This window comes from Brevundimonas sp. (assembly GCF_041688735.1).
Lineage (GTDB): Bacteria > Pseudomonadota > Alphaproteobacteria > Caulobacterales > Caulobacteraceae > Brevundimonas.
In genome coordinates, this window is sequence record NZ_JBDNHO010000029.1 from 1 (window position 1) to 24,334 (window position 24,334).

Sequence of the window (24,334 nt, forward strand, 5' to 3'; positions counted from 1 at the left end):
CCTTCGCAACCCGCTCGCCGGGCGTCGCTTTCGAGGGCAAGGGTTTTGGTCTCATCTTCGTTCCTTCGTCACTACGACGAGACCAAAACCCTCCTCTAAACTGAACCCTCAATCTGTCTCAAAGGCGCTGACGGCGGACAGTTCGGCAGGCTCAAGGACTGGCGACGCATCCATACCCGCTACGACCGATGCGCACACACCTTCATGTCTGCCATCACTATCGCCGCCACGGTGATCTTCTGCCTATGATCAATGAGTCCTGAGCCTAGCCTCTAGCAATCCGCACGGGTTCGGAGCGTGACATGCCGCAGCGCCTCAGCGCACGACAGGAAGAATGTCTGAGGCTTACGGCCTTCCTGACGGACAAGGAGATCGCCGCCCAGCTCGGCCTTTCGGAACCCACCGTGAAGAAACACGTGTTTGAGGCGTGTCGCCGCATGGGGGTCAATCGCCGCAAGGCGGCGCTCGCTCTCCTGGAACGAAAAGTACCAGAGCCGAAAGACCCCATGGACGGCCTGACGCCCGCCGTGCCCACTGGTGCCGCAAAAGGGAGTTCAGACCATGGGTTCGAGCAAACAGCCGCTTCCACAATGGACTTGGGAAGATCTGGAAGCGGCGCTGGACGGGTTCACGCGAGCAGGAGCGGGCGAGCCGCTGCGGGCGCATCTGATGCGGGGGCTGAAGGACGACTCGGTTCATTCGAATCCCCGGGAACTGCTGCAGCAGGTGCTGAGCGCGGGCTGGGTGATGGCCCAGGTGGGCGCCCAGAGCGGCGCCTCGGCTACCGTCCCCCGCCACGCGGCGGGTGGCGTCGCGTCCTGATCATCGGCGTGATCGCCATCCTTTGCGCGGTCATGCTGACGGCGCTCGTGGATCTGGTCGCCAGTTACCATGCCAAGCTTCGCGTCATCGATCGCGTCACCGGCGAATATGGCGTCGCGCATCGTCAGGCCATTCCCGGCGGTTAAGCCGTCGGCGGCATACGATCCGGGAGGGGTCGACATGGCACCTTTCCAGGCCTTCTATCTGTATCTCAGCCTGTTGACCTTCGCTGTCGTGTGGTGGCGAGGCGGCCACCCCGAACGCGCCGGCGTTGCGATCTTCGTAGTCGCTTACAGCCTCAGCATTCTGGTTCAGGACCTCACCATCGGCGACCTGCGCTGGGGCGAGGCCGTCGTGGACCTCGCGACCCTGGGTGCCTTCATCTGGCTGGCGATCCGGGCGGATCGCTGGTGGATTCTCGTCGTCTGCGCCTTCATGTTCCTCGTGATGGTGGCCCACAGCGTCATGATCATCGTGCCGCAGCTGGACGCCCGCGGCGACGTCGCGGCGCGATGGGTTCTGGGGACGGCCGCCATCCTCGCCCTTCTGGGCGGCCTCCTCGAACGTTGGCTGGCCGGAGAGACCCCCGTCAGCGGCGATAAGCGCTGGCGACGAACCAGATCGTCTTGAACATATAAACATATCCTTATATGTCTGTCGGCGACCGAAATCGCCGGAGCTCCGCCTTGTCCCGTACCTCGTACCTGTTCACGTCTGAAAGCGTATCCGAGGGCCATCCCGACAAGGTCGCTGACCGCATCTCCGACACGATCGTGGACCTGTTCCTGTCCAAGGATCCCGAGGCACGGGTCGCCTGCGAAACCCTGACGACGACGAATCTGGTCGTTCTGGCCGGCGAAATCCGCGGTCAGGGCATCATGGACACCGCCGGCCAATGGGCCCCGGGCGTGCAGGACGAGATCGAGGCCGCCGTCCGCGCCGCCGTGCGCGACATCGGCTATGAGCAGACGGGCTTCCACTGGGACAAGTTCGAGTTCATCAACCGCCTGCATGGGCAGTCAGCAGACATCGCCGTCGGTGTCGACGCCGCCGGCAACAAGGATGAAGGCGCGGGCGACCAGGGTATCATGTTCGGCTACGCCTCGAACGAGACTCCCGAGATGATGCCGGCGACCTTGCAGTACAGCCACGACATCCTGAAACGCCTGGCCGAGGTTCGCCATGGCGGCGACAAGCGACTGGAGCCCGACGCCAAGAGCCAGGTCACGATTCATTACGAGGACGGCAAGCCGGTGCGCGCCACCTCGATTGTGCTGTCGACGCAGCACGCCGCCGGCCTGTCGTCGGCCGACGTCGCCGAGATCGTAAAACCGCATATCCTCAACGTGCTGCCGGACGGCTTCACCGACGAGAACACCGTCTGGCACATCAACCCGACCGGTATCTTCGAGATCGGTGGACCGGACGGAGACGCGGGCGTGACGGGCCGCAAGATCATCGTCGACACCTACGGCGGCGCGGCGCCGCACGGCGGCGGTGCCTTCTCGGGCAAGGACCCGACCAAGGTCGACCGCTCGGCCGCCTATGCCTGCCGCTACCTGGCCAAGAACGTGGTGGCCGCCGGCCTGGCCGACCGCTGCACCATCCAGATCAGCTATGCCATCGGCGTGGCCAAGCCCCAGTCGATCCACGTGGATCTGCACGGCACCGGCAAGGGTGCCGTCACCGAGGCGGTGCTTGAGGCCAAGATCCTGGGCCTGATCGGCGGTGCCACGCCGCGCGCCATCCGCGAACACCTGGGTCTGAACAAGCCGATCTACGCTCGCACCGCCGCCTACGGCCATTTCGGCCGCGCGCCGGACGCCGACGGCGGGTTCAGCTGGGAGAGGACCGATCTGGTCGACCAGCTGAAGGCTCTGGCCTGATCGACCCGGCGCGTCTAACAGGCGCGCCCATGGCTTCCTCCGACGATCCCTCCCACCGCCCGCTCCGCTCTTTCGGTCGCATCAAGTCGCGGGCCATCAAGCCGCGACAGGCGGCGCTGTTCGACACCCTGTTGCCGTCCATCACCGTGCCCGATCCCAAGGCCGGACCGATCGATCCGGCGGTGCTGATGCCGGGTGCCGCCGGCGTCTGGCTGGAGATCGGCTTCGGCGGGGGCGAGCACCTGGCCGAACAGGCGAGCCGCCATCCGGACGTGCTCATGATCGGCTGCGAGCCGTTTCTGAACGGGGTCGGCTCGGCGTTGCGCCATATCGACGAGCGTGACCTGAAGAATGTCCGCCTGCACGCCGACGACGCCCGCGACGTGATGGCGGCGCTGCCGGAGGGGTCGCTCGACCGGGTCATGATCCTGTTCCCCGACCCCTGGCACAAGGCGCGGCACAACAAGCGCCGGCTGATCCAGGACGAGACGACGGCGGAAGTCGCGCGTCTGCTGAAGCCTGGCGGCATGGTGCGGTTCGTGACCGACTGGAAGGATTACGCGGAATGGGCGCTGGCGCGGTTCGAGCGTACGCCGGGCCTCGTCTGGCAGGCCGAGGCCGCCGACGATTGGTGCGTGGCCCCGGCCGACCATGTCATCACGCGGTATGAGGAGAAGAAGCTGGGCGATACGCCGCCGATCTTTCTGGATTTCGTCCGCTCGGCCTAGCACAACGTCGGTCTGGACCCAGGGGTCGCACCATGAGCCTCGTTCTTCACGACATCTCCGCTCCGGCCTTTCTGCGCGGGCTGCACAGCCTGTCCGGGCTGGTCGACAAGGCCATCCAGTCCGGCGTCGACGAAGCGGTGCTGATGGACGCGCGTCTGGCCCCGGACATGAAGCCTTTCCCGGACCAGATCCGAATGGCGGCCTTCTCGGCCCGTAGCTGCATCGGCCGCCTTACCAGTCAGGCGTGGCCGAAGACCGACGACGCCGAGGCGACCCTGACCGATCTCAAGGAGACCATCGCCTGTCGATCGCGTTCATCGAGGCCACGGACGCGGCGGCCTTCGAAGGCGGCGAGACACGCCGGATTGAGCTGCGTTTTCCTGGCGTTGAGCTGAATTTCGAAGGCGCGGGCTATCTGACCAGTTTCGCCCTGCCGAACTTCTATTTCCACCTCAGCATGGCCTATGCGGTTCTGCGTCATGCCGGGATCAAACTGGGCAAGCCGGATTATCTGGGCCAGTTGGCACTGGTCTGACTTCGGGGGCTGACAAGGGCGATCAGGGAGGCTATACGGCCTGCAACATCGTTAGACCGGCGTCCAACGGCGCCGTTTAAAGCGGCGGCCCTGGATGGCCCGCCGCTTTTTGTTTGCCCGCGCTGGATTGAAATCGCCTTGAAGGCCAAGACCGTCGAAGACCGCGCTCTGCTGGAGCTGATCGAACCCGTGGCGGAAAGCCTGGGCCTCGACATCGTGCGCGTGCGGCTGATGGGCGGCACCCTGCGTCGCCGCCTGCAGATCATGGCCGAGCGTCCCTCCGACCACGACATCGCCGTCGAGGAATGCGCCCGCCTGAGCCGCGCGGTCTCCGAGATTTTCGACGCCGCCGACCCGATCGCCGGCGAGTATCTGCTGGAAGTGTCCTCACCCGGCGTCGATCGTCCCCTGACGCGCAAATCGGATTTCGACCTGTTCGAGGGCTATGAGGCGAGGCTGGAAAGCGATCGCATGATCGAGGGCCGCAAGCGCTTCAAGGGCATGATCGCCGGAACCGACGGCGACAACGTCGCCATGGATCTGGAAGGCGAAGACGACACCGCCCTGATCCCGTTTGAATGGCTGGTCGACGCCAAGCTGGTGCTGACCGACGAACTGATGAAGGCGGGCGCCGTGAAGCGCGCCGCCCGTAACGAAGACTCCAACGAAAACTCTACTGAGACCGAGGACTAGACCATGGCTGTTGCCGGCGTTTCCGCGAACCGTCTTGAATTGCTGCAGATCGCCGATGCGGTCGCGCGCGAGAAGAACATCGACAAGGAGATCGTCGTCGAGGCGATCGAGGAGGCGATCCAGAAGGGCGCCAAGTCGCGCTACGGCGCCCATCACGACATCCGCGCCAAAATCGACATCAAGTCGGGCGAAATGGCCCTGACGCGTCACGTCACCATCGTGGCCGACGACTGGCAGCCGGAAGACGAGCTGGAAGAGTTCAACGACTCGGCCATGGTGCGCCTGACCGACGCCTCCAAGCGCGATCCCGAAGCCGTGGTCGGCAAGGAATACATCGAGGACCTGCCGCCGTTCGAATTCGGCCGGGTTCAGACACAGATGGCTCGCCAGGTCGTCATGGGCAAGGTTCGCGACGCCGAGCGCGCCAACCAGTATGAGGAGTTCAAGGACCGTGTTGGCGAGATCGTCAACGGCACCGTCAAGCGCGTCGAATACGGCAACACCATCGTCGATCTGGGCCGAGGCGAAGGCATCATGCGCCGCAACGATTCCATCCCGCGCGAGGTGTTCAACATCGGCGACCGGATCCGCACCTACATCTACGACGTCCGCGCCGAGGCCAAGGGCCCTCAGGTCATGCTGTCGCGCTCGCACCCCGGCTTCATGGCCAAGCTGTTCGCCCAGGAAGTGCCCGAGGTCTATGACGGCGTGATCGAAATCCGCGCCGCCGCCCGCGACGCCGGCTCGCGCGCCAAGATGGCCGTGCTGTCCAACGACTCCTCGATCGATCCGGTCGGCGCCTGCGTCGGCATGCGCGGCTCACGGGTTCAGGCGGTCGTCGCCGAACTGCAGGGCGAGAAGATCGACATCATCCAGTGGAACAACGACGAGCCCACCTTCATCGTCAACGCCCTGGCCCCCGCCGAGGTGTCCAAGGTGGTGCTCGACGAAGAGGCGGACCGCGTCGAGGTCGTCGTGCCGGACGAGCAGCTGTCGCTGGCCATCGGCCGTCGCGGCCAGAACGTCCGCCTCGCCTCGCAGCTGACCGGCTGGCAGATCGACATCATCACCGAAAGCCAGGACTCCGAGCGTCGCCAGCGCGAGTTCACCGAGCGCACGGCCCTGTTCCAGGAAGCTCTGGACGTCGACGAGGTCATCGCCCAGCTGCTGGTCACCGAAGGCTTCGCCACGGTGGAAGACCTGGCCTTCGTCGAGCCGTACGAAATCTCGGACATCGAAGGCTTCGACGAGGACACCGCAGAGGAACTGCAGGCCCGCGCCCGCGACTTCCTTGATCGCCAAGCCGCTATTCTGGACACCAAGCGGGTCGAGCTGGGCGTCGAGGACGCCGTCATGGCCGTTCCGGGCGTGACCGGCGCGATCGCCGTCGCCCTGGGCGAAGGCGGCGTGAAGACGGTCGAGGACCTGGCCGACCTGGCCACCGACGAAATCCGTGGCGGCTATGAAGTGAAGAACGGCGAACGGGTGAAGGTCCCCGGCGTGCTGGAAAGCTTCAACCTGGCCCAGGAAGACGCCGAGATGCTGATCCTGCAGGCCCGCGTGGCAGCCGGTTGGATCGACGCTTCGGAACTGCCGCAGCCGCCCGAGCCGGACTATGAGGAAGACCCGGCCGAGGGCGAGTATGACGCCGAAGCCGTGTTCGCGGCCGCGCCCGAGGGCGACGAAGGCGACGACGACGCGGAGGAAGACGACGACGCCGAGGTCCTCGCCGAGGACCCCGAACAAACCCCCTCCTCGTGATGGGAGACCGAAGCTTCCATGAGTCTGCGCCAAGCGACGATCGATAGGGAACGCCGCGATCTGGTCACCCACCAGGTCATGGACGAATCTCGCCTGATCCGCTTCGTCGCCGCTCCGGACGGTTCGGTGGCACCCGACCTCGGGCGCAAACTGCCCGGCCGTGGCCTGTGGGTCGCGGCGGACCGCGCCTCGGTCGAGACGGCGGTGAAAAAGAACCTGTTCTCGCGCGCAGCCAAGGCCCCGCTGCAGCCGGCGGCCGATCTGGCCGAACGGGTCGAAACCCTGCTGGTCCGGCGTTGTCTCGACCAGTTGGGCCTTGCCCGGCGCGAAGGCGTTCTTATCTCCGGGTTCGAGAAATCCCTGGCCAATGTGCGGTCGGGAAAGGCCGCGTGGATCATCGAGGCGACGGACGGATCCGCCGACGGGCGCGGCAAGCTGCTTTCGCTGGCGAAACACATGACGCCGCCCCCGAAAGTCTGCGGCGTCTTCAAAGCGGACGATTTGAGTTTGGCCCTCGGGCTGGAAAATGCGATACACGCCGTCCTGCTTGAGGGCGGGCGGGCCGATCGTTGGACCTTCGAGGTCGAACGACTGGCGGGATTTCGACCGCTTCTGCCCCCGGAGTGGGACGTGGAGCGGGCTGAGGCCCCGAATAAGGATTTGGACGGGCGGGGTTCTGCTCCTTGATTTGGGGGCAGGGCGACGCGCGGCCTTTTTGTGTTTGAACGAGACGACGGCGGACTTCCCGCCGTCCCGAGTAAAGCGACCGGATGACTGACGAGAACGACAAGACCAACGACGGCCAGCAGGCCCCCTCGCAAGGCTCGTCTTCGACGACGGGACCGCGCGCGCCCCTGAGCCTGAAGCCCCGGCAGGCGGGATCGGTTTCAACCGGCACCGTGCGCCAGAGCTTCAGCCACGGCCGCACCAAGACCGTTGTGGTCGAGACCAAGCGCCGCGTCGGGGCCGTCCCCGGGCATCAACGGCCGCAGGGTTTCGACGTCGCCGCGCGTCCGCGTAGTGACATGCCCGCGCCTCAGGCTCCCCGCCAGGGCACCTCGCCGTCCGATGGCGGCAACCTGTCCGCCTCGGAGCAGGAAGCCCGTCGCCGCGCGATCGAACTGGCCACCGTCCAGAACGCCGAACGTGAAGGCGCCGCAGCCGCCGAGCGCGCCCTCCGCGATGCCGCCGCCCGCGAACAGGCCGCCGCCGCCGAGCGCGTCGCCAACGCCGCTCAGGCCGAGGCCGCCGCCGCACGCGCCGCCGCCGAAGCCGCGCGCTCGGAGGCCTCCAAGCTGGCCGCCGCCAAGCCCGCTCCGGCCAAGCCCACTCTGGCCAAGCCCGCCAAGGCGACTCCGGCTGCGCCCGTCGCCGTGGTCGCGCCGACGCCGGCACCCACCCCCGCAGCGTCTCCGGTCGAGGCCGCCGCCTCCCCGCCTCCGGCGGCACCCGCCGCTTCGCCCACGCCCTCGCGTCCGGCCCCGTCGGCGCGTCCCGCCGTCAACTTCGGCCAGCGCACGCCCAAGCCGGGCAATCCCGGCCGCGCGCCAGTCGACCGTCCCGCTTTCGGTGCCCGCTCGGCGCGTGAAGAGGCCATGGGCGGTGGCGAACGCACCTTCTCGGACCGCCCGCAGGTGGCCGCCCGTCCGCAGGGCGGTGCCGGCAAGCCGGCCGAGCCCGTCCGCTATTCGGCGCTGAACCCGCGTCCGGCCCCGGGCGTAGCCCGTCCCGGCGGTCGTCCGACCCCGAACCAGCCCCCCGCCGCCGCCGAGGTCGCCCGCCCGGCCCGCGCCGGCATGGGCTTCGGCCGTCCGGCCAAGCCCGAGGACGATCGCGACAAGCGCTTTAACGACGCTGGTCCCGGCAAGGCCGTCAGCCGTACGCGCGGCGAGCCCAAGCGCCGCGAAGGCCGCCTGACCATCCAGGCCGTCGCCGGTGGGGACGAGGACGCCGCCGAGCGCATGCGCTCACTGGCTTCGGTTCGCCGGGCCCGCGAACGCGAGAAGGAGAAGCGCAAGGGTGGTTCCACCGACGCGCCGAACCGCCCGCGCGAAGTCGTAATCCCCGACGTCATCACCGTGCAGGAATTGTCCAACCGGATGGCGGTGCGCGGCGTCGACATCATCAAATTCCTTATGCGTCAGGGCCTGATGATGAAAATCAACGACGTCATCGACACCGACACCGCGGAACTGGTCGCCGACGAATTCGGCATGGCCGTGCGCCGCGTCTCCGAATCCGACATCGAGACGGGCTTCCTGTCCGATGCGATCGACGACGAGGCGGTCACGCCCCGCGCGCCGGTCGTGGCCATCATGGGCCACGTCGACCACGGCAAGACCTCGCTGCTCGACGCCCTTCGCACCACCGACGTGGCGGCTGGCGAGGCTGGCGGCATCACTCAACATATCGGTGCCTATCAGGTGAAGATGAAGGACGGCCAGGCCGTGACCTTCCTCGACACCCCGGGCCACGCGGCGTTCAGCGACATGCGGACTCGCGGTGCCAACGTCACCGACATCGTCATCCTGGTGGTGGCGGCGGACGACGGGGTCATGCCCCAGACGATCGAGAGCATCCAGCACGCCAAGGCGGCCGGGGCCCCGATCATCGTGGCGGTCAACAAGATCGACAAGCCGGACGCCGATCCGCAGAAGGTGGTCAACGAGCTACTGCAGTACGAGATCATCGGCGAGGCCCTGGGTGGCGACACCCAGATCGTCGAGGTCTCGGCCAAGGCGCGCACCAATCTGGACGGGCTGCTAGAGGCCATCCTGCTGCAGGCCGAGGTCATGGACCTCAAGGCCGACCCGGAACGCTCCGCCGAAGGCGTGGTCATCGAGGCCAAGCTGGACAAGGGTCGCGGTCCGGTCGCCACGGTTCTGGTCAAGCGCGGCACGCTGAGGCGCGGCGACATCGTCGTGGCCGGATCGGCCTGGGGCAAGGTTCGCGCCCTGCTGAACGAGCGCAACGAGCAACTGACCGAGGCCGGACCGTCCGTGCCGGTCGAAATCCTCGGCCTCAACGAGGCTCCCAGCCCCGGCGAACCGCTGGCCGTGGTGGAATCGGAGGCCCGCGCCCGCGAGCTGACCGAGTATCGTGACCGTCTGAAGCGCGAGAAGGCCACCGGCGGTATCAACCAGGTCAGCCTGGTCGACATGATGTCCAAACTGCAGTCCAAGAAGGTCTCGGAATTGCCGGTCATCATCAAGGCCGACGTGCAGGGTTCGGCCGAAGCCATCGTCGGCTCGCTGGACAAGATGGGCAACGAGGAGGTCCGCGCGCGCACCGTCATGTCGGGTGCCGGCGGCATCACCGAAAGCGACGTCCAACTGGCCAAGTCGGCTGGCGCGCCGATCCTGGGCTTCAACGTCCGCGCCTCGAAACAGGCCCGCGACCTGGCCGAGCGCGAAGGCGTCGAGATCCGCTATTACGCCGTCATCTACGACCTGCTCGACGATATGAAGGGCGTGCTGTCCGGCATGCTGGCCCCGCTGCAACGGGAAACCTTCCTGGGCAACGCGGCCGTGTTGCAGGTGTTTGACATCTCCAAGACCGGCAAGATCGCCGGTTGCCGGGTGTCGGAAGGCGTGGTCCGCAAGGGTGCCAAGGTCCGCATCATCCGCGACGACGTCGTGGTGCTGGAACTGGGCACGCTCACGACGCTCAAACGCTTCAAGGACGAGGTCAACGAGGTCCCGTCGGGCCAGGAGTGCGGTATGCATTTCCAGGGCTTCCAGGACATCAAGGCCGGCGACTACATCGAGTGCTTCACGGTCGAAGAGATCCAGCGCACGCTGGACTAGATTGCCGCTTCACGACCTGCCGAAATTAGAGCGGCGGCGTTTCGGCGCCGCCTTTTCGCCTTACCGGTTCCGGATGACTTCGCCATGCGCCGTTTCCTGATCGCCACCCTGCTTCTGACAGCGACCGCCGGTCCCGCCGTGGCCGAGACCCGCTACCTCGCCTATGACGCCTCGAACCGGATCACCCAGGCCCTGACGCGCGGCGTGACGCTGGAAACCGATCGCGGTCTGTTCGGCGGCATCAGCGTGCGGCGCCTCATCTCCACCTCCAATCGCGGCTCGGCCGACATCCGGCGCGGCGGCCCCGACGCGGTCCGAGGCGTCTTGCCCGCCGGATCGCGCGAGACCTCGGTTTATTCCATCTCTCCCGAAGGCGACGGCGTCGGCCTGTCTCGCGCCCTGTGTCCGGGGTCACAGACCACGTGGGTGGTTATGGGTCGCGTCCGTCTGGGTCGCCCGCTGACCCTGCACGCCGTCGGGCTCTGGTCCGACGGCGCCTATCGCCATTGCGTCCAGCTGTCCTACGACTGGCGCGGCGAATGGGCCGTGCCGCCCGGCAGCGGCCCTATCGAGGACGCCCCCACCCCTGTTGCGCGATAGGCGTTCACCTCGCCATCTCGCCTCGCTAAGGTCGCGGTCATGACCGCCGCCGTCCGACCGCAAACCGGATTGAAGCGCCTCGCCGGGGCGTTGGCCGTTTTGTGGCTGATGCTTTTCTTGCTGGCCGTGCAACAGAGCCGCGCCGTCTCCGCCTGGCGCACGCTGCACGACGACGCCGTCCCGGCGGCGGGTCGGGTGGTCGACTGGGCGCGCGCGCTGCCATCCGGCCCCGCTGATGGCCTGACCGGACTGAGGGGTCTGCCGTGACCGAAGCCGATGACACACCGGCCGCCGCCCCCGGGCCTGCGGCACTGACCGGCGAGTACGCGCCCGCCGACGACGTGACGCGCGACCGGGTCGGCGGGGTGGCCTTCATCGGCGCGACCGTGGTGTTTGAGGCGGGCGAGACCCTGCGCACCCACCCCCTGAGCATCGCCTCGGCCGACGCGGCCTTCGCGCCGGGCCAGACCTTCGCCGATCGCCTGACCGCGCGGCCCGACGCCCGGATCGAGCTTCGCCGCGTCCTGCCCGACGACCCCGCCCGGCGGGTCGCGCCATCGCCTCTCTGCGACGGACGGGCGCCCGGCATCCTCGCCATCCTGCACCGTCGCGACCGCGTGGACCTGATGCTGTTCCAGAACGGCGGCGCGATCGCTTCGACCTCGCCCGCAACGAACCTGTGCGGCGTCTGGAGTTTCCGTGCCCGATGACCACCAGTCTGCGCCCTCTCATCCTCGCCACGATCCTGGCCGTCGTGGTCGCCCTGTGGACCTGGACCGCCCCGGCCGATCCCGCGCTGGCGCCCCGTCCCGGCGAGGCGGCGGTCGAGGTCCATCTGCTGAACAACGGCTTCCACACCGATCTGGCCGTGCCCCGCGCGGCGCTGGAGGCGCGGGCCGGGCCGCTGGCCGACGCCACGCGATCCTTGCCGCCCGGCAACTGGGTCCTGATCGGCTGGGGTGACGCCAAATTCTACGTCGACCAGAGCCCCATGGAAAGCCGACTGGCGGACGGTGTCCGCACCTTCTTCCTCCCCGGCAATGCCTCCGTCGTCATGCTGGACCCGGCCCAGCGCGACCCCCGCATCGCCTTTGCGGAAGGGTCCCGCAAGACCCTGCGTCTGTCCCCGGCCGGCTTCGCGGCCATGGCCGACCACATCGAAGCCTCTCTGGACCTGACCGATGGCCGCGCGCGCGTCGCCACGGCGCGCGCGGGCGACGACGCCCGCTTCTTCGCCAGCCACGAACAGTTCTGGATCGGCCGGCTTTGCAACCACTGGACCGCCGGGGTGCTGAACGCGGGCGGCGTGGCCGTGCGCCCCCTGCGCGCCGTCACCGCGGGCGAGGTCATGGCGGCGGTGGAACGGTCCGAATTGGACACGCAGGGTTCACGGGACTAGACCGCGCCCTCATTCGTTTCGCCGCGTACGGACGTCTCGTGCGTTCAGCCCCTCGCGGTCTCGCTTTCCCGACCGGGTCCGACCCCCGGCGAGCGAAGAGGATTTCCATGAGCAGCCGCAAGCCCAGCCCCAAGGCCGGAACCGTCAGCCAGCGCCAGCTGCGCGCCTCCGAGCTGATTCGCCATGCCCTGGTCGAGGTCATGCGCGAGAACGAGATCCGCGACGAGGCTCTGACCGGCGTGTCGGTTACGGTCACCGAAGTACGGCTGTCGCCCGACCTGAAACACGCCACCTGTTTCGTCGAGCCGCTGGGCGCAGGCGTCGAGACGGCGCCCGTCGCCGGCCAGATCGACGCGATCGTCAAGGCGCTGAACGTCCATGCCAAATTCCTGCGCGGGGCGTTGGGACGGCACATCGACATGCGTTTCACCCCCGACCTGCGCTTCCGCCACGACGAGAGCTTCGCCGCAGCCGAACGTCTGAACCGCCTGCTCGACGACCCTCGCGTCCGCGCCGACGTCTATGTGTCGCCGTTCGAGGACGACGACGCGGATGAGGACGGCCCTCAAGTAGCGCAAGGCGCGGCAGGGACCCGGGAAGAGTCCTGATGGGCCGCCGAAAGCGGGGCGAGATCGTCAACGGCTGGGTCTGTCTCGACAAGCCCTTCGGCATGGGCTCGACCGAGGCGGTTTCGAAGGTGCGTCGGCTGTTCGATGCCCAGAAGGCGGGTCACGCCGGGACGCTGGACCCGTTGGCCAGCGGGATCCTGCCGATCGCGCTGGGCGAGGCGACCAAGACGGTGCCGTTCATGATGGAGGCGCAGAAGGTCTATCGCTTTACCATCAACTGGGGCGTCTCGACCGACAGCCTCGACCGCGAAGGCGAGATCACCGCCCGCTCCGACGTGCGTCCCGATGTCGAGGCCGTGCGGGCGGCCCTGCCGGCCTTCGTCGGCGAGATCGATCAGGTGCCGCCGCAGTTCAGCGCCATCAAGGTCGACGGCCAGCGGGCCTATGACCTGGCCCGGGAGGGGGCCGAGTTCGAGCTGGCCAGCCGCCGGGTGACGATCTACGAGGCGGCGGTCACGGATGCGCCGGACGCGGACCATGTCGAGATCACGATGCGGACGGGCAAGGGTGTCTATGTCCGCTCGCTGGCGCGCGATCTGGCGGTCATGCTCGGCGCGGAGGGACACGTTTCGGCCCTGCGGCGCGAGAGCGTCGGACCGTTCTCGACGGAAAACGCCCTCACGCTGGATTTCCTGACCGATCTGGTGCATAGGGACGCCGCTTCGGAAGGCTTGCTTCCCGTCGCGACCGCCCTGGACGACATCCCGGAGCTGGCCGTGACGGATCAAGACGCCTTCTCGCTTCGTCAGGGACGACCGATCATTCTGCTCCCCCGACAGGTCGAAACGCTCAAGAGCCACCTCCGGGACGGCTCCAGAACCGTTTCAGCCTTCCAGGGACAGACCCTCGTCGCTCTCGGTCAGTTGCGGGCCGGCCGGCTAGAACCCGACCGCGTTTTCAATCTCTAAGCCCGAGCCATCCGGCGAAGGCTGGGACCAAACCGGCCCTCAAGTAGCGCGAAGCGCGGTAGGGCCAAGAAAGGACTCCCGATGTCGATTACTGCTGAACGCAAGACCGAAGTCATCGCCGACAACGCCCGCTCCGAGGGCGACACCGGCTCAGCCGAGGTCCAGGTCGCGATCCTGTCGGAACGCATCGCCAACCTCACCGACCACTTCAAGACCCACAAGAAGGACAACCACTCGCGCCGCGGCCTGCTCAAGATGGTCTCGCAGCGTCGTCGCCTTCTTGACCACCTGGTCAAGGTCGATCGCGAGCGGTACACCGCCCTGATCGGCAAACTGAACCTGCGCCGCTAGGCGCAGATCGCGGAAGCGTTTCGAGGCGCGGGCCACGTCCGCGCCTCTTTCTGCATCCAGAGCGCTCTCAGGCCAAGTGGATCCCGGTTGGCCGCCCGGAGAGCGCTCCGACAACAAGACCAGCCGCGCGCCGCGGTACGTACGGCGCACGACGCGAGGGCCATACTGGTCCTCTTCTTCCCGGGCGGCTCGCGATGGCGCGGACGCCCATGGACCGAAGGACTGAACGCCCGACGCTCCACCCACTGATGGGACCCCGCGTGGATTCCGCCCGCGGGATACGAAAGACGAAACATGTTCGATATCAAACGCAAGACGATCGACTGGGCCGGCCGGCCGCTGACGCTCGAAACGGGCCGTATCGCCCGTCAGGCCGACGGTGCCGTCCTGGCAACCTACGGCGAAACCATTGTCCTCGCCACCGTCGTCTACGGTCGCGCGCCCAAGCCGGGCCTGGATTTCTTCCCGCTGACCGTCAACTACCAGGAAAAGACCTTCGCCGCAGGCAAGATCCCGGGTGGCTATTTCAAGCGTGAAGGCCGTCCGACCGAGAAGGAGACGCTGGTCTCCCGCCTGATCGACCGCCCGATCCGCCCGCTGTTCGTCAAGGGCTTCAAGAACGAGACCCAGGTCGTCATTACGGTCCTGCAACACGACTTGGAGAATGACCCCGACATCGTCGGTCTGGTCGCCGCATCCGCCGCCCTGACCATCTCGGGCGTCCCCTTCATGGGCCCGATCGGTGCCGCACGCGTCGGCTATATCGACGGTGAGTACGTCCTCAACCCGACCCTCGACCAGATGCCGGACAGCCAGCTCGACCTCGTCGTCGCAGGCACCCAGGACGCCCTGATGATGGTTGAATCCGAAGCCAAGGAGCTGTCGGAAGAGATCATGCTGAACGCCCTGATGTTCGCGCATCGCGGCATGCAGCCGGTGATCGACGCCATCATCGAAATGGCCGAGCACGCCGCCAAGGAACCCTTCGACTTCCAGGCCGAGGACCATTCGGCCGTCGTCACCGCGATCCAGAAGCTGGTCGGCAAGGACATCAAGTCGGCCTATACCCACGCCGGAAAATATGAGCGCCGCAACGGCGTCGACGTGGCCAAGAAGACGGCCGCCGCCAAGCTGGTCAAGACTGACGAGAATCCGGACGGCGTCGATTCCGCCAAGTTCGGCGCGGCCTTCAAGGAATGCGAAGCCCACGTCCTGCGTCGCGACATCATCGACAACGGCCACCGCGTCGACGGCCGCGCCCTCGACAAAGTCCGCGACATCGTCTCGGAAGTCGGCGTGTTCCCGCGCACCCACGGTTCGGCCCTGTTCACCCGCGGTGAAACGCAAGCCATCGTCGTCGCCACCCTGGGCACCGGCGAAGACGAGCAGTACGTCGACTCGCTGGCCGGGACCTACAAGGAGAAATTCCTCCTGCACTACAACTTCCCTCCCTATTCGGTCGGCGAGACCGGACGTATGGGCGGCGCGGGCCGTCGGGAAATCGGTCACGGCAAGCTGGCCTGGCGGGCGATCCGTCCGATGCTGCCGACCTCGGAAGAATTCCCCTACACCATCCGCATCGTGTCGGAGATCACCGAGTCCAACGGCTCGTCCTCGATGGCTTCGGTCTGCGGCGCCTCGCTGGCGCTGATGGACGCGGGCGTGCCGCTGAAGCGTCCCGTCTCGGGCATCGCCATGGGTCTGATCCTGGAGCCGTCGGGCGAGTTCGCCATCCTGTCTGACATCCTGGGTGACGAAGATCACCTGGGCGACATGGACTTCAAGGTGGCCGGCACGCGCGAAGGCATCACCTCGCTGCAGATGGACATCAAGGTCGCGGGCATCACCGAAGAGATCATGCGCAAGGCGATCGCCCAGGCTTCGGCCGGCCGCCTGCACATCCTCGACGAGATGGACAAGGCCATCGACGGCGCCCGCACCGAGCTGGGCGAATACGCGCCCAAGATCGAGTCGATCAAGGTTCCGACCGACAAGATTCGCGACATCATCGGCACCGGCGGCAAGATCATCCGCGAGATCGTCGAAAAGACTGGTGCCAAGATCAACATCGACGACGACGGCACGGTCAAGATCGCCGCTTCGGACCAGGAAAAGATCGACGCCGCCAAAGCCTGGATCCAGTCGATCGTGTCCGAGCCCGAGCCCGGCATGATCTATTCCGGCAAGGTCGTGAAGGTCGTCGACTTCGGCGCCTTCGTGAACTTCTTCGGCGCCAAGGACGGCCTGGTCCACGTGTCCCAGATCTCGCTGGAACGCGTCGCCAACCCCACCGACGTCCTGACCGAAGGCCAGGACGTCAAGGTGAAGTTCCTGGGCATGGACGATCGCGGCAAGACCAAACTGTCGATGAAGGTCGTCGACCAGACCACCGGCGAGGACATCACCGACAAGATCAACGCCGAGCGTGCCGAACGCGGTGAACCGGCGCTGTCGGACGACACCGGCGGCCGTCCCAAGCGTGAAGGCGGCGGCGGCGGTGGCGGTGATCGCGATCGCGGTCGCAGCCGTCGTTAGGACGCGGCGACATCGCTGAATGAAGGAGGCCCCGGTGGAAACAGCGGGGCCTTTTTCATGGGCGGCAGAAGGGCGTAGCCTCGCTCACTCCGGCCATCGTCATCCACCGGTCGGCCTGCCGATCTTCGAGCCAGGCGCCCGGGGTTCGCGCACTGGAGGCCGTTCTGGAGCAGGTCCGGACTGATCGGGGCCGGGAGCGCTTCTGCCGTAATGGGGAGCAAAAGTAGCGGAACCACTGCGCCTGTGAGCGGACGGATCATCGGGCGACCTCGCTGAAACGTCTCGCGGTCGCCGACCGTCGATGGACTCGGGCGCGCCGTCTCCGCATCGTCGGGGCATGCGCGATTCGGTCGTTCCCCCTTCTCCGCCGACCCGGCCCGGTTTCTGCGAATTCTTCGCCGGGGGCGGCATGGTCCGGGCGGGGCTGGGTCCGGCGTGGGACTGCCTGTTCGCCAACGACATCGATCCCCGCAAGGCCGCCAGCTATCGCGCCAACTGGGACGGCGGGCAGGAGCTGTATCTGGGCGACGTGGCCGAGGTCGGGGCCGGCGACATCCGGGGCGTTCCGGACCTGGTCTGGGGGTCTTTCCCCTGTCAGGACCTGTCGCTGGCGGGCACCGGGGCGGGGCTGGGTGGCGCACGGTCCGGAACCTTCCACGCCTTCTGGGACGTAGTGCGCGGCCTGATCGCCGACGGGCGCGCGCCGTCGATCGTGGCCATAGAGAACGTCTGCGGCGCCCTGACCTCGCGCGGTGGCCGGGATTTCGAGACCATCTGCCGGACCTTCGTCGAGGCCGGCTACCGGCCCGGGGCCATGGTCATCGACGCCAGTCGGTTCGTGCCGCAGTCCAGGCCACGCCTGTTCGTCGTCGGCGTGCGCGAGACCTGGGCGGTTCCACCGGACCTGATCGGCGAAGCGGCCCTGCCGCACATCGCATCCCCTGCCCTCGTCGCGGCCGTGGCGGCCCTGCCGCCTGATCTGCGGCGCGCCCTGATCTGGTGGCGGCTGCCCGAACCGGGACGGCGAAACCAGGGCCTCGGCGACCTGATCGAGACCGACCCTCGCGACGTGCGCTGGCACGGCGTGGACGAGACCCGACGGCTGCTGGAGATGATGTCGCCGGTCAATCTGGCCAAGGTCAGGGCGGCGCAGGCCGAGGGCCGGCCGCAAGTCGGCACGATCTACCGCCGCACGCGCCGCGGGCTCTCCGGAGAGCGGCTGCAACGCGCCGAGGTCCGGTTCGACCAGATCGCGGGCTGCCTGCGGACGCCCGCCGGGGGATCGAGCCGCCAGACCGTGCTGTGCGTCGACGGTCCCCGCATTCGGTCGCGCCTGATGTCGGGACGCGAGACGGCGCGGTTGATGGGCCTTCCCGACAGCTACCGTCTGCCGTCCGCGAGCAGCGAGGCCTACCGGCTGACGGGGGACGGCGTCGTCGTGCCGGTGGTGGCCTGGCTGGCGCAGACCCTGTTCGCGCCTCTGCTGGCGTCGCGGTGACGCCTGCGCATTCTACGTCCGGACGCGTCATGAGCCTTGCCAACCGCCCGCGTCTCGGCAAGATGGACGGCGGGGGTTTGCGGGGGTGATCTGATGAAATCGTGGTTTGTCCTGGGGTCTGTCGCCGGCGTTCTGCTGGGGGCCGGTCCGGCGCTGGCCGAGACCTGGCATCCGATGGCGCGCAGTCAGAACAACGCCTTCGTGGCCGAGGTGGACACCGTCATCGTCGATGGAGAGATCACCTCGATCCAGATCGCGACCGTGTCGCTGAAAGGCGAGGCGGGCGACTACAGCCACACGGTCGAGACCTTTCAGTTCCGCTGCGCCGCCGGTGGTTGGCGCACGGCGGGCATCGTCGAATACGGGGCCGACGGAGCCGAGGCGGGGCGTTATCCCGAAGAGGGTTCGCCCTGGGAAGAGGCACGACCGGGCACCCAGCCGACCTATATCAAGGCGATCGCCTGCGATGGCGCGCGCGCCAATCCGCCCCACTGGCCGACGATCAAGGCGTTCATCGACGCCGGTCGGTCCTGACGGTCAGGCGTCGACGGCGGCGTCCAGGGCGTTGGCCTGGATGAACTCGCGACGCGGTTCGACCACGTCGCCCATCAGTTTGGCGAACAGATCCGACGCATCTTCCTGATGCTCGACCTGCACCTTCAGCAGGGTGCGGGCGTTGGCGTCGAGCGTGGTCTCCCACAGCTGTTCAGGGTTCATCTCGCCCAGACCCTTGTAGCGCTGGATGGTGATGCCCTTCTTGCCGGCGTCGAGGACCGCTTCCAGCAGGTCCAGCGGACCGCGAATGGTCACCGACTTGTCCTTGCGACGGAAGACGGCGGGGTTGTCGAACAGGCCTTCGAAGGCGGCCGAGCGTTCGGCCAGACGACGGGCATCCAGCGAGCGGATCAGGGCCTCTTCCAGCACGATGCGTTCGGTCACGGCGCGGCGCACGCGTTCGAAAGCCACGGCCCCCTGCGCGCCCGGCGCACCGGTCCATGGACCATCGCCCTCCTCGGCGTAGAGGTTGAACCGGTCTGCGGCCTTGGTCGGATCGGCGGAGTCATCATCGAACAGGCCGGCCAGCGCCGCCTGTTCGATGGCGAAGGTCGGGGCGCGCTGGCTCAGGCGATCGACGCCGGCCTTGAAGGCCTTGGCCTCGCGGACGAGGGCCTGCAGATCCATGCCGGTGCGACGCTCGCCGGACGGCAGGTCCAGCTCCGCCTCGGACGACCCTTCCTCGATCAGATAGGAGTCCATCTCGGACTGGTCCTTGAGGTAGCGGGACTGCTTGCCCTTGGCGACCTTGTAGAGCGGCGGCTGGGCGATATAGACGTGGCCGCGCTCGATCAGTTCGGGCATCTGGCGATAGAAGAAGGTCAGCAGCAGGGTCCGGATGTGGGCGCCGTCAACGTCGGCGTCGGCCATCAGGATGATCTTGTGATAGCGCAGCTTGTCGGCGTTGAAGTCGTCGCGGCCGATGCCGGTACCGAGCGCGAGGATCAGCGTGCCGATCAGCTCCGACGACAGCATGCGGTCGAAGCGGGCGCGCTCGACGTTCAGGATCTTGCCGCGCAGGGGCAGGACGGCCTGGTTCGCGCGGTTGCGGGCCTGTTTGGCCGAGCCGCCGGCGCTGTCGCCCTCGACGATGAACAGTTCGGACTTGGCCGGGTCGCGTTCCTGACAGTCGGCCAGTTTGCCGGGCAGGGAGCTGATTTCCATGGCCGACTTGCGCCGGGTCAGGTCGCGGGCCTTGCGCGCGGCCTCGCGGGCGGCGGCGGCCTCAATGATCTTGGCGACGACCTGTTTGGCCTCGACCGGATGCTCCTCGAACCAGGTCGACAGACCTTCGGAACACAGGCCCTCGACGGCGGGTCGCACCTCGGACGAGACCAGCTTGTCCTTGGTCTGGGAGCTGAATTTGGGGTCGGGCACCTTGACCGACAGCACGCAGGTCAGGCCTTCGCGGGCATCCTCGCCCGAGACCGAGACCTTCTCCTTCTTGGCCGCGCCGGCGGCCTCGATATAGCCGCCCATGACGCGGGTCAGGCTGGCCCGGAAGGCCGACAAATGGGTGCCGCCATCCCGCTGGGGGATGTTGTTGGTGAAGCACAGCATGGTCTCGTGGTAGCTGTCGTTCCACCACAGGGCGAGATCGATCTCGATCCCTTCCTTCTTGCCGCGGATGACGATGACGTCCTTGAGGATCGGCGTCTTGGACTTGTCGAGGTGGCGCACGAAGGCCTCGACCCCGCCCTCATAGTGCAGGATTTCGTCGAATTTCTCGGCCCCGCGATGGTCTTGCAGCTTGATGACCACGCCCGAGTTGAGGAAGGCCAGCTCGCGCAGCCGGTGTTCAAGCGTCTTCAGGTCAAAATCGATGTGGGCGAAGGTGGTTAGCGAGGGATAGAAGGTCACCTCGGTGCCCGACAGAACGTTGCCGTTCTCACGCATCGGCGCGTCGCCGGTGATCCTCAGGCTCTCGACCGTGTCGCCGCGCGCAAACTTCATCTCGTGGCGTTTGCCGTTGCGGTAGATGACCAGTTTGAGCCAGTCGCTGAGGGCGTTGACGACGGACACGCCGACGCCGTGCAGGCCGCCCGAGACCTTGTAGGAATTCTGGTCGAATTTACCGCCCGCGTGCAACTGGGTCATGATGACCTCGGCCGCCGAGACGCCCTCGCCCTCGTGGATGTCGGTGGGGATGCCGCGGCCGTTGTCGGTGACCGTCACCGAGCCGTCGGCGTTGAGAATGACCTGGACCAGGTCGGCGTGGCCGGCCAGGGCTTCGTCGATGGCGTTGTCGACCACCTCATAGACCATGTGGTGCAGGCCCGAGCCGTCGTCGGTGTCGCCGATATACATGCCGGGCCGTTTGCGGACAGCGTCGAGGCCCTTCAGGACCTTGATGGAATCGGCCCCGTAGGCGGCCTCTTCGGCGGTGTCTTCGTTGCGCCCAAGGTCATTGGGATTCGGCGTTTGATCGGTCATGAATTCGGTCGGTGAAACGCCCTGTTTCAGGGCCTGTGAAGACGGCGGCGGAACCGCCTTGAACGGACTGTTTTCAGAGCGCGAATCTGGGCCGCCCCGATGCCGTCAACATATAGGAAATCCGGGCGGAATTGCGAGACAATCCGGCGTCGCGGATGCTCCGCCGGCGAACGCCGTGCAGGCTTCGCAGCCGCCTGCTTTCGCGGCGGTTCGGGAAGGGAGCGGGGCGGCCGGGCCTCGCCCGGTGCGAGAGTAGAAATACCGTTTCGACGAGACAGACCGCCCCGCGTAGCCGTTTTCCACGCGCCCTCCGGCTGGCGGCCCTTGCTTCGGGCCTTACCGGATCACCGCCCGGCCCATTGCTGGACCGGACGCGCGGCGGACATGACGAAGTCGGCGGTCCGCACAAGAGGCGCGCGGCGAGCAGGCAGGCGGCATCCATCACCGACCACAAGGACCCCCGAAGTCTCCATCCCCCGGGCTTCTTCGCTCGACCACAGCCCGCCGACATCGAGGCGTTGGATCCGACGCCCTCCCCACCGACGGGATGAGGGAATTATGCGCGCGATTTCAGGGGGGTCAGGAATAGAGTTCTGGAAAGGGACAGGGCGTTGATCGGCTTGGAGATTATCGCGCCAACCCGACTATGTCCGCGAGGGTCAGCGTCACGGGTTTCCTTCTCCCGTTGGGAGAAGGTGGCGCGCAGCGCCGGATGAGGGTCGGCTGGATGAAGCGGCGAAGCCGCACGCTGGCAGACGACCCTCACCCTTGAGCGCGAGAACGACGTCTCCGCCGCCGTGCGCTCAAGCCCTCTCCCAACGGGAGAGGGATACTATTCCACCGTTAGCGCCCCGCCTTCGACGCGCACGAACGCCGCCCTGCCGCGCAAGGGTTCGAACAGTTCGGCCTCGGTGCCGGTCAGGAAGGCTTGCAGGCCGAGGGCCTCGATCTCGTCGAACAGCGCGGCTCTACGGGCCGTGTCGAGGTGGGCGGGCGCCTCGTCGAGGAGGAGCACGGGGCGCGCGCTCTGGTCGGCGAGGCGGGTGATCTGGGCCAGGATGAGATTCAGCACCAGCGCCTTCTGTTCGCCGGAGGAACCCTCGGCGGCGGGGCGGTTCTTCTCGCGGTGCAGGGCGGTCAGGTCGGAGCGGTGCGGGCCGAACAGGGAGCGGCCGGCGGCGGCGTCGCGGGCGCGGCTGCGGGCCAGACCATCGCGGAGGACGGCGGCGATGGCCTCGGGGCCGGCTCCGGCGGCGGCCATGGCCTCGGCCTCGCCGGTCAGGCCGAGGTCGGCCTGGGGAAAGGGGCGGTCGTTGCGCGTGTCGATGGCGGCCTGCAGCGTGGTCAGGGCGGCGGCGCGGGCGATGGCGGCCCCTGCCCCCGCCTCGCCGAGGCGCAGTTCGAGGGCGTCGAGCCAGAGCGGGTCGGCGGCGCGGCCTTCCGCCCCCTCGGTCAGCAGCCGCAGCCGTTCGCGCAGGGCCTTCTCATAGGTCGAGACCGAGGCGGCATGGGCCGGGTCCGCGGCGAAGACCAGCCGGTCGAAGAATTTCAGTCGGTCGGCGCGGGCGTCGGAGAACAGCCGGTCCTGTTCGGGCGTGGCCCAGACCGGCCGCAGATGGTCGAGCAGCCGGCCGGGCTGGGCCGTCTCACCGTCGATGCGGACGATGCGCCGGGCGGCACCGGGCGACTGGACCCCGGTGCCGAGCTTCGTTTCCCCCGCACCGTCAGTCAGGACGGCCGCCACGGCCCAGGCCCGGCCGGTCGCCTCGCCCGGTTCACGCCGGCCCATCTCGGGGGCCGTGGCCCCGCGCAAGCCACGGCCGGGAGTGAAGAGACTGAGCGCTTCGAGCAGATTGGTCTTACCCGCGCCATTGGGGCCGTGGAGCACCACCGCCCCCGCCGCGATGGGCAGGGTCGCGCTCGCATAGGAGCGGAAGTCGGTGAGGGAGAGGGCGGTAATCAAGCGAGTGGCGGGTGACGAGTGGCGAGTGTCGAGAAAGACGCATCTGGCTGACCCCCGCGACGTTCACTCGTCACTCGCCACTCGTCACCCGCCACTGCATTCAAACCCTCAACGGCATCAGCACATACTGCACGCCCGGATCATCCGGATCGAGCACGAGCGTCGGGCTGGCCGGGTCGGCGAATTTGAAGTGGGCGGTTTCGCCGGTGATCTGGCCGGCGACGTCGAGCAGATAGCGGGCGTTGAAGCCGATCTCGAAGGGCTCTTCGGAATAGCCGATCTCGACCTCCTCGACCCCCTGCCCGGCCTCCATGTTGCGCACCGTCAGGGTCACGCGATCCAGCTCGAAAGCCAGTTTCACCGAACGGCTCTTCTCGGCAGAAATGGTGGCCACGCGGTCGACGGCCGAGGCGAAGACGGCGTTGTCGATGTCGGCCTGTTTGTCGTTCCCCTTGGGGATCACCCGCATATAGTCGGGGAAGGCGCCGTCGATGACCTTGGAGGTCAGAGAGGCCCGGCCGAACTCGAAGCGGATTTTCTGCGGGCTGACCATGACCTCGACCGGGCCGGAGCCGTCGTCAAGCAGACGGCGGACCTGATCGATGGTCTTGCGCGGCACGATGACCCCGGCGCCGCCGGCGGCGCCTTCCGGCGCGGGCATTTCGGCCAGCGCCAGACGATGGCCGTCGGTTGCCACGGCGCGCAGCAGCGGAATGCCGCCCTCGGCGACGGCGTGGAGATAAAGGCCGTTCAGATAGTAACGCGTCTCTTCGGTCGAGACCGCGAAACGGGTCTTGTCGATCAGCCGGGCCAGGTCTTCCTTGGGCAGGACGTAGCGGGTGCCCGAGGTCTCGGTCGACATGACCGGGAAGTCGCCTGCGGGCAGGACCGGCAGGTTGAATTTCGAGCGCCCGGCCTGGACCACCAGCCGGGGATCGTCGCCATTGTAGGACAGCGAGACCTCGGCCCCGTCGGGCAGCTTGCGCACGATCTCGTACAGGGTGTGGGCCGGGGCGGTGATCTGGCCCTCGACATTCACCTGGGCCTCGGCCTCGTCGACCATCTCCATGTCGAGGTCGGTGGCGGCGAAGGCCAGCTTGTCGCGGCCCGCTGACAGCAGGACATTGGACAGGATGGGGATGGTGTTGCGGCGTTCGACGACGCTCTGGACGTGCCCGAGAGCTTTCAGTAGCGCGGATCGTTCGATGGTCAGTTGCATGTGGTCTCAGCCC

The 24,334-nt window shown here is 67.4% G+C and carries 24 protein-coding genes and 2 pseudogenes; 23 read left to right on the forward strand and 3 right to left on the reverse strand.

The annotated features are described in order from the left end of the window. Positions 1–141: 141 nt before the first annotated feature. From ACESMO_RS03420 to ACESMO_RS03530, 23 genes and pseudogenes are all read left to right on the forward strand, one after another. Positions 142–249: pseudogene (locus tag ACESMO_RS03420) on the forward strand (IS5/IS1182 family transposase); the annotation flags it as partial. 53 nt (positions 250–302) lie between these two features. Continuing rightward, positions 303–452: pseudogene (locus tag ACESMO_RS03425) on the forward strand (helix-turn-helix transcriptional regulator); the annotation flags it as partial. Positions 453–561: 109 nt separating this feature from the next. Further along, entirely contained in the window at positions 562–822 is a 261-nt protein-coding gene (locus ACESMO_RS03430; RefSeq protein WP_372706810.1) for a hypothetical protein, read from the forward strand. A gap of 8 nt (positions 823–830) precedes the next feature. Beyond that, entirely contained in the window at positions 831–968 is a 138-nt protein-coding gene (locus ACESMO_RS03435) for a hypothetical protein (protein ID WP_372706811.1), read from the forward strand. A gap of 34 nt (positions 969–1,002) precedes the next feature. Then, on the forward strand, positions 1,003–1,452 hold the full coding sequence (locus ACESMO_RS03440; RefSeq protein ID WP_372706780.1) for a hypothetical protein: 450 nt from the start codon (positions 1,003–1,005) through the stop codon (positions 1,450–1,452). A 56-nt stretch (positions 1,453–1,508) separates the two neighbouring features. Beyond that, positions 1,509–2,708 (forward strand): methionine adenosyltransferase, encoded by a 1,200-nt coding sequence (gene metK, locus ACESMO_RS03445; RefSeq protein ID WP_372706781.1) that lies wholly within the window; start codon positions 1,509–1,511, stop codon positions 2,706–2,708. A gap of 29 nt (positions 2,709–2,737) precedes the next feature. After that, a complete protein-coding gene (gene trmB, locus ACESMO_RS03450) occupies positions 2,738–3,436 on the forward strand; it encodes a tRNA (guanosine(46)-N7)-methyltransferase TrmB (protein WP_372706782.1) in 699 nt (232 codons plus the stop codon). A 32-nt stretch (positions 3,437–3,468) separates the two neighbouring features. Then, the gene (locus ACESMO_RS03455; RefSeq protein WP_372706783.1) at positions 3,469–3,831 is read left to right on the forward strand and encodes a DUF1993 family protein; all 363 of its coding nucleotides are present in this window, start codon (positions 3,469–3,471) and stop codon (positions 3,829–3,831) included. Further along, on the forward strand, positions 3,801–3,971 hold the full coding sequence (locus tag ACESMO_RS03460; RefSeq protein ID WP_372706809.1) for a DUF1993 family protein: 171 nt from the start codon (positions 3,801–3,803) through the stop codon (positions 3,969–3,971). The genes ACESMO_RS03455 and ACESMO_RS03460 overlap by 31 nt, the downstream gene beginning before the upstream one ends. A 138-nt stretch (positions 3,972–4,109) precedes the next feature. Then, positions 4,110–4,664 carry a ribosome maturation factor RimP gene (gene rimP, locus ACESMO_RS03465; protein ID WP_372706784.1) on the forward strand — a complete coding sequence of 185 codons (555 nt, stop codon included), beginning with the start codon at positions 4,110–4,112 and terminating at the stop codon, positions 4,662–4,664. Positions 4,665–4,667: 3 nt separating this feature from the next. Then, the gene (gene nusA, locus ACESMO_RS03470) at positions 4,668–6,425 is read left to right on the forward strand and encodes a transcription termination factor NusA (RefSeq protein WP_372706785.1); all 1,758 of its coding nucleotides are present in this window, start codon (positions 4,668–4,670) and stop codon (positions 6,423–6,425) included. Between the two features lie 18 nt (positions 6,426–6,443). Further along, a complete protein-coding gene (locus ACESMO_RS03475; RefSeq protein ID WP_372706786.1) occupies positions 6,444–7,112 on the forward strand; it encodes an RNA-binding protein in 669 nt (222 codons plus the stop codon). An 83-nt stretch (positions 7,113–7,195) separates the two neighbouring features. Beyond that, the gene (gene infB / locus ACESMO_RS03480) at positions 7,196–10,231 is read left to right on the forward strand and encodes a translation initiation factor IF-2 (RefSeq protein ID WP_372706787.1); all 3,036 of its coding nucleotides are present in this window, start codon (positions 7,196–7,198) and stop codon (positions 10,229–10,231) included. 84 nt (positions 10,232–10,315) lie between these two features. After that, on the forward strand, positions 10,316–10,831 hold the full coding sequence (locus ACESMO_RS03485) for a hypothetical protein (protein ID WP_372706788.1): 516 nt from the start codon (positions 10,316–10,318) through the stop codon (positions 10,829–10,831). Between the two features lie 39 nt (positions 10,832–10,870). Further along, on the forward strand, positions 10,871–11,098 hold the full coding sequence (locus ACESMO_RS03490; RefSeq protein WP_372706789.1) for a hypothetical protein: 228 nt from the start codon (positions 10,871–10,873) through the stop codon (positions 11,096–11,098). Beyond that, positions 11,095–11,541 (forward strand): hypothetical protein, encoded by a 447-nt coding sequence (locus ACESMO_RS03495; protein WP_372706790.1) that lies wholly within the window; start codon positions 11,095–11,097, stop codon positions 11,539–11,541. The genes ACESMO_RS03490 and ACESMO_RS03495 overlap by 4 nt, the downstream gene beginning before the upstream one ends. Further along, positions 11,538–12,230, forward strand: a complete 693-nt coding sequence (locus ACESMO_RS03500) for a DUF2459 domain-containing protein (RefSeq protein WP_372706791.1) — start codon at positions 11,538–11,540, stop codon at positions 12,228–12,230. The genes ACESMO_RS03495 and ACESMO_RS03500 overlap by 4 nt, the downstream gene beginning before the upstream one ends. A gap of 107 nt (positions 12,231–12,337) precedes the next feature. Next, on the forward strand, positions 12,338–12,838 hold the full coding sequence (gene rbfA, locus ACESMO_RS03505; RefSeq protein ID WP_372706792.1) for a 30S ribosome-binding factor RbfA: 501 nt from the start codon (positions 12,338–12,340) through the stop codon (positions 12,836–12,838). Next, complete coding sequence (gene truB / locus ACESMO_RS03510) at positions 12,838–13,767, forward strand: tRNA pseudouridine(55) synthase TruB (RefSeq protein WP_372706793.1); 930 nt, start codon at positions 12,838–12,840, stop codon at positions 13,765–13,767. Before rbfA ends, truB begins: the two co-directional genes overlap by 1 nt. Before the next feature lie 81 nt (positions 13,768–13,848). Next, a complete protein-coding gene (gene rpsO, locus ACESMO_RS03515; RefSeq protein ID WP_372706794.1) occupies positions 13,849–14,118 on the forward strand; it encodes a 30S ribosomal protein S15 in 270 nt (89 codons plus the stop codon). Between the two features lie 294 nt (positions 14,119–14,412). Beyond that, the gene (gene pnp / locus ACESMO_RS03520) at positions 14,413–16,653 is read left to right on the forward strand and encodes a polyribonucleotide nucleotidyltransferase (RefSeq protein WP_372706795.1); all 2,241 of its coding nucleotides are present in this window, start codon (positions 14,413–14,415) and stop codon (positions 16,651–16,653) included. Positions 16,654–16,990: 337 nt separating this feature from the next. Then, positions 16,991–18,151, forward strand: coding sequence for a DNA cytosine methyltransferase (locus ACESMO_RS03525; RefSeq protein ID WP_372706796.1), 1,161 nt, complete (start codon positions 16,991–16,993; stop codon positions 18,149–18,151). A gap of 93 nt (positions 18,152–18,244) precedes the next feature. Then, complete coding sequence (locus ACESMO_RS03530) at positions 18,245–18,685, forward strand: hypothetical protein (RefSeq protein ID WP_372706797.1); 441 nt, start codon at positions 18,245–18,247, stop codon at positions 18,683–18,685. 3 nt (positions 18,686–18,688) lie between these two features. Here ACESMO_RS03530 and gyrB read toward each other — a convergent pair whose 3' ends face one another. The 3 genes from gyrB to dnaN form a co-directional block, all read right to left on the reverse strand. Then, positions 18,689–21,139 carry a DNA topoisomerase (ATP-hydrolyzing) subunit B gene (gene gyrB / locus ACESMO_RS03535; RefSeq protein ID WP_372706798.1) on the reverse strand — a complete coding sequence of 817 codons (2,451 nt, stop codon included), beginning with the start codon at positions 21,137–21,139 and terminating at the stop codon, positions 18,689–18,691. Positions 21,140–21,971: 832 nt separating this feature from the next. After that, the gene (recF, locus tag ACESMO_RS03540; RefSeq protein WP_372706799.1) at positions 21,972–23,102 is read right to left on the reverse strand and encodes a DNA replication/repair protein RecF; all 1,131 of its coding nucleotides are present in this window, start codon (positions 23,100–23,102) and stop codon (positions 21,972–21,974) included. 100 nt (positions 23,103–23,202) lie between these two features. After that, positions 23,203–24,321 (reverse strand): DNA polymerase III subunit beta, encoded by a 1,119-nt coding sequence (dnaN, locus tag ACESMO_RS03545; protein ID WP_372706800.1) that lies wholly within the window; start codon positions 24,319–24,321, stop codon positions 23,203–23,205. Between the last annotated feature and the right edge of the window lie 13 nt (positions 24,322–24,334).